The following is a 5,932-nucleotide window of genomic DNA, read 5'->3' as shown; positions in this document are numbered from 1 at the left end:
AGCGGCCGGCACTACCGTGCTGCAGCCGCCAGCTCGCGCGCGATCGCACCCAGTCGCTCCACCGCACCGATGAAGCGCGCATCCAGGGTCTGGCAGCACGACAGCCGCAGGCAATGCCGGTAGCGGGCGCCGCGCGAATAGACCTGGCCGGGCATGAACACGATGTCTTCCTGCAGCGCACGTTCGAACAGTTCGCGCGTGTCCACGCCCGGCAGTTCCAGCCACAGCAGGAAACCGCCCTGCGGCTCGGTGGCGCGGGTGCCCGCCGGGAAGTACTCGGCCACCAGCTGGCGCAGCCGCCCCACCTGCTCGCGATACAGGCGACGCATGCGGTGCAGGTGGTGCTCGTAGCTGCCCGCCTCCAGGTAGGCTGCCACCGCATCGCCGAGGAGTTGCGGTTCGCCGCCGGTGGACTGGAACTTCAGCAGCGCGATGCGTTCGGCGAAGCGGCCGCCTTCCAGCCAGCCGATGCGATAGTCCGGGGCCAGGGTCTTGGAAAAGCCACCGACCACCATCACCCAGCCGTCGCGATCGAAGGCCTTGAGCAGGGGCGCGGGCGGTTCGCAGAACTGCAGCTCGGCATACACCGCATCTTCGATCAGCGGCAGCTGGCGTGCATTGACCAGTTCGGCCAGTCGCTGCTTGGCGGATGTGGGCATGGTGCAGCCCAGCGGGTTGTGCACGGTCGGCATCACCACCAGCGCGGCCAGCGCCGTGTGTTCGAGCAGGGCCTCCAGGGCATCGACATCCAGCCCCTGCTGCGGGTGGGTGGGCAATTCGATGGCCTGCAGGCCGAGGGTGGCCAGCAGGGGATACAGGTTGAAGTAGGAGGGCGCCTCGATGCCGACCGCATCGCCGGACCGGGTGACGGCACGCAGCGCCAGCTGCAGCGCTTCCATCGCGCCATGGGTCAGCAGCAGGCGGTCGCTGTGGGTGTGCAGGCCCATGCGCGGGCCGCGGCGCACGATCTGCGCCAGCAGCCGCGGCGAGCCATTCGGGCGTGCATAGGTTTCCACCGTCTGCTGGCCATGACGCAGCACCTGTGCAGTGTGCCGGGCAAGCTGCGCCCCGGGATAGAACTGGCGACCACGGGGGCCGGCGAAGGCCAGGTCGATCACGCCGGGTCGGCGCTGTGCCTCCAGCACACGGGCCATCAGCGCCTGCTGCAGCGGCGCGGTGGGCGCCGACGGCGTATCGCGCAACGAACGTTCCGGCACCGACAGGCGCGGTGCGACCTCGAAGCCGGCCTTGGGTCGTGGAATCACCAGGCCGGCATCTTCCAGCTGGCGATAGGCCGCGATCACGGTGTTCAGGCTGAGCCTGCGCTGCAGCGCCATCTGCCGCAGCGAGGGCAGGCGGCTGCCAACGGGAAGCCGACCGCCATGGATGGCCTCGGCCAGTTCATCGGACAGCCGCTGGTAGCGGGGAGGGATCATCGTGTTCTGGTCATCTGTATCCATCGAAGTTCCCGTCAACTGGAGCTGTACCCCTGACGTTGGCGAGCCTAGCATGTCGTTGTCGGACGGGCCTGATCGGGGCGCGGCCGATACTTCCCAAGCGCACGGCGGGATCGCCGTGCGTCTTTTTCTGCGTGGGTATTGCCGGTCGTTACCGCATCGGCACCAGCACTGCATCGCGCCGGTACAGCGCCGGGAACTGCTTGCCCAGCGCCGCCAGCTTCGGTGCGTCGTAGTAGCGGATGTAGGCCGCCTGCGGGTAGTTCGTCATGTAGTTCTGGTGATAGCTCTCGGCCGGGTAGAAGCGCTGGCCGCTGCCCAGCTGGGTGACGATCGGTGCGCGGTAGCTGCCGGCCTGGCCGAGCTGGGCGATGTAGGCGCGGCTGGCGGCTTGCTGGCGCGCGTCGTCGCTGAAGATCGCCGACCGGTACTGGCTGCCGTGGTCCGGCCCCTGGCGGTTGAGCTGGGTCGGGTCGTGCACCACCGAGAAGAACACCTGCATCAGCTGCCCGTAGCTGACCTGGCGCGGATCGTAGTCGATCTTCACCGCTTCGGCGTGACCGGTCTGGCCGCTGCTGACCCGCTCATAGTGTGCGTTGGCGGCGCTGCCACCGATGTAGCCGGACACCGCATTGCTCACGCCCTTGACGTGCTGGAACACGCCCTGCACGCCCCAGAAGCAGCCGCCGGCAAACACCACGCTGGCGTGGGTGGCGTCATCGCGGAACGCCGCATCGCCGGTGGGTACCGGCAGTGCCTTGGCCTGCGCGCTGGCTTCGACCGGTGCGGCGATCGCGCCGTGGTCGACCAGCAGCACGCCGGCGATCAATGCGGTGGCTACAAGACCGGCAACACCTGCAGCAATACCCTGTTCAAAGGAGAGTTTCATCGTGTCCTCCCGGTTCAACCAAAGGTGAAGGCGTAGGCCTGCACGCCCGCATCGAGGAATTCGATCTCGAAGCGGTGCGGGCCGACCGTGCCGCGCTGGCGCACCAGCTGGAACAGGCGGTGTTCGTTGACCACGCCACTGCCATCGGCGCCGACGTCACTGCCGGCATCGGTGGCGGGCAGTGGCTTGCCGTCCAGCCACACGCGGAAGCGCACCGGCTTGCCGTCCTGGCCCGGTGCCAGCACCAGGTGCAGGTCGCGCGCATGGAACTGGAAGGCGATGCGGCCGCCGGCGCGCTGCAGTTGCGCGGCTTCGTCGGTGATCGTCCACTGCCCGGACAGGCCCCACTGGTTCAGCGCCAGGGCGGTGGGCAGCGTGTAGTCGAACGCGGTGTCGCTGCGTTGCCCGCCGGGCGAGGCGAACTGTTCGGCACGGGCGTGGCCCAGGTAGGTTTCCGGCGAGCGCAGGTTGCCCATGTCGGCCTGCGCGGCAACGCCCTGCAGGTCGGCCGCGGCGGGATCGGCTGGCGGCGGAAGGTGGGTCTGGCCGGCTTCGGTCAGCAGCCGGCGGATCACCTGTTCCGAGCGCGCGTAGTTGCCCTCGCCGAACTGATGGCCGCGGATGTTGCCCTGCGCATCGACGAAGTACTGCGCCGGCCAGTAGCGGTTGTTGAACGCACGCCAGATCGTGTACTGGTTGTCGAGCGCCACGGGGTACTCGACCTTCAGCTGCTGCACCGCCTTCATCACATTGCGTGGGTCACGCTCGAAGGCGAACTCCGGCGTGTGCACGCCGATCACCACCAGGCCGTGGTCGCGGTAGCGGCGCTCCCATTCGTGCACGAACGGCATCGCGCGCAGGCAGTTGATGCAGGAGTATGTCCAGAAGTCGACCAGCACCACCTTGCCGCGCAGCTGCTGGGCGGTCAGCGGCGGGCTGTTGAGCCAGCCGGTGGCGCCATCCAGCGCGGGCAGGGTGCCCTCCACCGGCAGCGGTGCATCGGCACCGGCATTGGCGCCGGCCATCATCATCGGCGGTGCCGCCGGTTGTGCGCCGGGTACCGCGTCCAGCAGGCCCTGCTCGATGCGCGCGGTGCTGACCGTGGACAGGCGGGTCAGCAGGCCGGTGTCCCAGCCGAGGCCGATCGCCACGACGGCCAGCAGCGCGGCCACGCCCAGCACCTTGCGCAGCACATCACCCACGCCGAGCCGCGCCTGCATCGCGCGGAACACCCGGCCGCCGATCCATACCGCCAGCGCCAGCGCGGTGATCGCGCCCAGTGCATAGGCCAGCAGCAGCGCAGTGGTGCCGACGCTGGCGCCGTGCAGGGCGGCGCCGGTCAGCACCAGGCCCAGAATCGGCCCGGCGCATGGGGCCCACAGCAGGCCGGTGGCGATGCCGATCAGCAGCGAGGTCCCTGCGCCACCGCGTCCTGCGGCGTCAGCGGCATCGGCGCGTGCGCTCAAGCGTGCACCCACGCGCTGGAACGGGGCCAGCAGATGGTCCGCCAGTCGCGGCCACAGCAGCGCCAGCGCAAACAGCGCCATCAGCACCAGCGCGATCCAGCGGCCGACCTGGTTGGCCTGCGCCACCCATTGGCTGCCCACCGCCGCCAGGCTGGCCACCACGGTGAAGGTGAGCGCCATGCCCAGCAGCAGCGGCAGCGTGCTGCGCACGAAGGGACGGTCGGCGCGCGCGAACACGAACGGCAGCACCGGCAGGATGCAGGGGCTGAGCAGGGACAACGCACCCCCGAGGTAGGCAAGCAGCAACAGCAGCATGGTCAGGCTCCGGACGTGGGGGAAGAACCGACCGGCACCCGCCAGCCGTCGGCGGTGCCGCCATCGGCCGCACCGGGAACGAACACCAGCGCTGCACCGTTCATGCAGTAGCGCAGCCCGGTCGGGCGCGGGCCGTCATTGAAAACGTGGCCGAGATGGCCGCCGCAGCGGCGGCAGTGCACCTCCACCCGCAGCATGCCGAAGGTGACGTCGCGGTCTTCGCCGATGGCGTTGTGCAGCGGCGCCCAGAAGCTCGGCCAGCCGGTGCCGCTCTCGAACTTGGTGGACGAGGAGAACAGCGGCAGCGCGCAGCCGGCACAGGCGAACGTGCCCTGCCGGTGCTCCTTGTTGAGCGGGCTGCTCCATGGCCGCTCGGTGGCCTGCTGGCGCAGCACCGCGTACTGGGCCGGGGTCAGGCGCTGGCGCCAGTCGGCGTCGCTGTGCATGACCTCGAACTGGCGCGCCGGGCGCGCTTCGGCAGCGGCCGGTGCGGCGCGGCTGCAGGCGCCGAGGCCGAACAGGCCGGCAGCGGTGGCGACACCGCCCAGGCCCAGCAGATGGCGGCGGGTGAGGGTCATGGCGGACTCCGGGAAGGGGCGACGGGGCCATGCTGCGCCCGCCCGGGTCAACGAATCCTCACGCAGGATTCAATTTTTCGTGAGGTATCGGCGACCATCCCGCGCCACAATGCGGGCAGCCCCCCACTGGCCCCGAGCTGCCGATGTCCGCCAAACGCGTGCTGATCGTTGAAGACGATGCCCACATCGCCGACCTGCTGCGCATGCATCTGGGCGATGAAGGCTATGACGTGGCCCACGCCGCCAGCGGCGATGCGGGACTGCGCCTGCTTGAACAGGACGGCCCGTGGGATGCGCTGGTGCTGGACGTGATGCTGCCCGGCGTGGACGGCCTGCAGGTGTGCCAGCGCGCACGCGCGATGGCGCGTTATGTGCCGATCATCATCATCAGTGCACGTGGCAGTGAAACCCAGCGCATCGTCGGCCTGGAACTGGGTGCGGACGACTACCTGGCCAAACCCTTCTCGATGCCGGAACTGGTGGCACGGGTGCGCGCGCTGCTGCGCCGCGCCGAGGCGATGGCGCAGAGCGCCCGCATCGATGCCGGCGCGATCGAACTGGGCGGGCTGCAGCTGGACCCGGTTGCACGCACCGCGTCGGTGGAGGGCACTGCGCTGGAACTGACCCCGCGCGAATTCGACCTGCTGCTGTTCTTCGCCCGTCATCCGGACCAGGTGTTCGCGCGCATGGAACTGCTCAACCAGGTCTGGGGCTATCAGCACGATGGCTACGAGCACACGGTCAACACCCATATCAACCGGCTGCGCAGCAAGATTGAAACCGACCCGGCCAATCCGCGGCGGCTGCTGACGGTGTGGGGACGCGGCTACAAGCTGGTCGATCCGGCCGGGGCGGCGGCATGATCAGGCCGAACCTGTGGCAGAAGCTGGCGGCGGTGATCGCCGCACTGATGCTGATGTGCTGCATGGCGCTGCTGGCGCTGCAGATGCGTGCCAACACCCGCCACGAACAGGAAGTGGTGCAGCGGTTGTCGCTGGGCCTGGCCGAGCACATCGCCCAGCGCAGCGAGCTGATGGACACCAGCGGCATGCGCGACGCCGCAGTGCGCGCCTTGTTCGGCCAGTTGATGGCAGTCAACCCCAGCGTCGAGGTCTACCTGCTGGACGACCAGGGCCGCATCCTCGGCCACGATGCGCCCAGCGGCCATCTGGTACGCAACCGGGTGGACGTGGCGCCGTTGCGCCGGCTGCTGGCCGGCGCGCCGCT

General features: G+C 69.4%; 5 protein-coding genes and 1 pseudogene. 2 read left to right on the top strand and 4 right to left on the bottom strand.

Going from position 1 to position 5,932, the window contains the following annotated elements:
* Window positions 1-11 precede the first annotated feature (11 nt).
* From QRO93_RS20940 to msrB, 4 genes are all read right to left on the bottom strand, one after another.
* Window positions 12-1,460: a PLP-dependent aminotransferase family protein gene (locus QRO93_RS20940; protein ID WP_180880928.1), complete on the bottom strand. Its 1,449-nt coding sequence runs from the start codon at window positions 1,458-1,460 to the stop codon at window positions 12-14.
* A 148-nt stretch (window positions 1,461-1,608) separates the two neighbouring features.
* The gene (gene msrA / locus QRO93_RS20935) at window positions 1,609-2,346 is read right to left on the bottom strand and encodes a peptide-methionine (S)-S-oxide reductase MsrA (RefSeq protein WP_049456430.1); all 738 of its coding nucleotides are present in this window, start codon (window positions 2,344-2,346) and stop codon (window positions 1,609-1,611) included.
* A gap of 14 nt (window positions 2,347-2,360) precedes the next feature.
* Window positions 2,361-4,127, bottom strand: coding sequence for a cytochrome c biogenesis protein DipZ (locus QRO93_RS20930; protein ID WP_053448685.1), 1,767 nt, complete (start codon window positions 4,125-4,127; stop codon window positions 2,361-2,363).
* Window positions 4,128-4,129: 2 nt separating this feature from the next.
* Window positions 4,130-4,705 carry a peptide-methionine (R)-S-oxide reductase MsrB gene (msrB, locus tag QRO93_RS20925; protein ID WP_164086235.1) on the bottom strand — a complete coding sequence of 192 codons (576 nt, stop codon included), beginning with the start codon at window positions 4,703-4,705 and terminating at the stop codon, window positions 4,130-4,132.
* A 143-nt stretch (window positions 4,706-4,848) separates the two neighbouring features.
* Between msrB and QRO93_RS20920 the strand changes: the two genes are divergently transcribed.
* Window positions 4,849-5,568 carry a response regulator transcription factor gene (locus QRO93_RS20920; protein WP_053448687.1) on the top strand — a complete coding sequence of 240 codons (720 nt, stop codon included), beginning with the start codon at window positions 4,849-4,851 and terminating at the stop codon, window positions 5,566-5,568.
* Window positions 5,565-5,932: pseudogene (locus QRO93_RS20915) on the top strand (two-component sensor histidine kinase); the annotation flags it as partial. The gene QRO93_RS20920 and the pseudogene QRO93_RS20915, both read left to right, overlap by 4 nt.

This window comes from Stenotrophomonas maltophilia group sp. Smal17 (assembly GCF_030237045.1).
GTDB lineage: Bacteria > Pseudomonadota > Gammaproteobacteria > Xanthomonadales > Xanthomonadaceae > Stenotrophomonas > Stenotrophomonas forensis.
Note: the sequence above shows the minus strand (reverse complement) of the source record. Positions and strands in the feature narration are given on the sequence as shown.

Bases quoted from the DNA above. Each gene is read 5' to 3' on its own strand.
- QRO93_RS20940 (WP_180880928.1), bottom strand. From the start codon at position 1,460: ATGGATACAGATGACCAGAACACGATGATCCCTCCCCGCTACCAGCGG.
- msrA (WP_049456430.1), bottom strand. From the start codon at position 2,346: ATGAAACTCTCCTTTGAACAGGGTATTGCTGCAGGTGTTGCCGGTCTT.
- QRO93_RS20930 (WP_053448685.1), bottom strand. From the start codon at position 4,127: ATGCTGCTGTTGCTGCTTGCCTACCTCGGGGGTGCGTTGTCCCTGCTC.
- msrB (WP_164086235.1), bottom strand. From the start codon at position 4,705: ATGACCCTCACCCGCCGCCATCTGCTGGGCCTGGGCGGTGTCGCCACC.
- QRO93_RS20920 (WP_053448687.1), top strand. From the start codon at position 4,849: ATGTCCGCCAAACGCGTGCTGATCGTTGAAGACGATGCCCACATCGCC.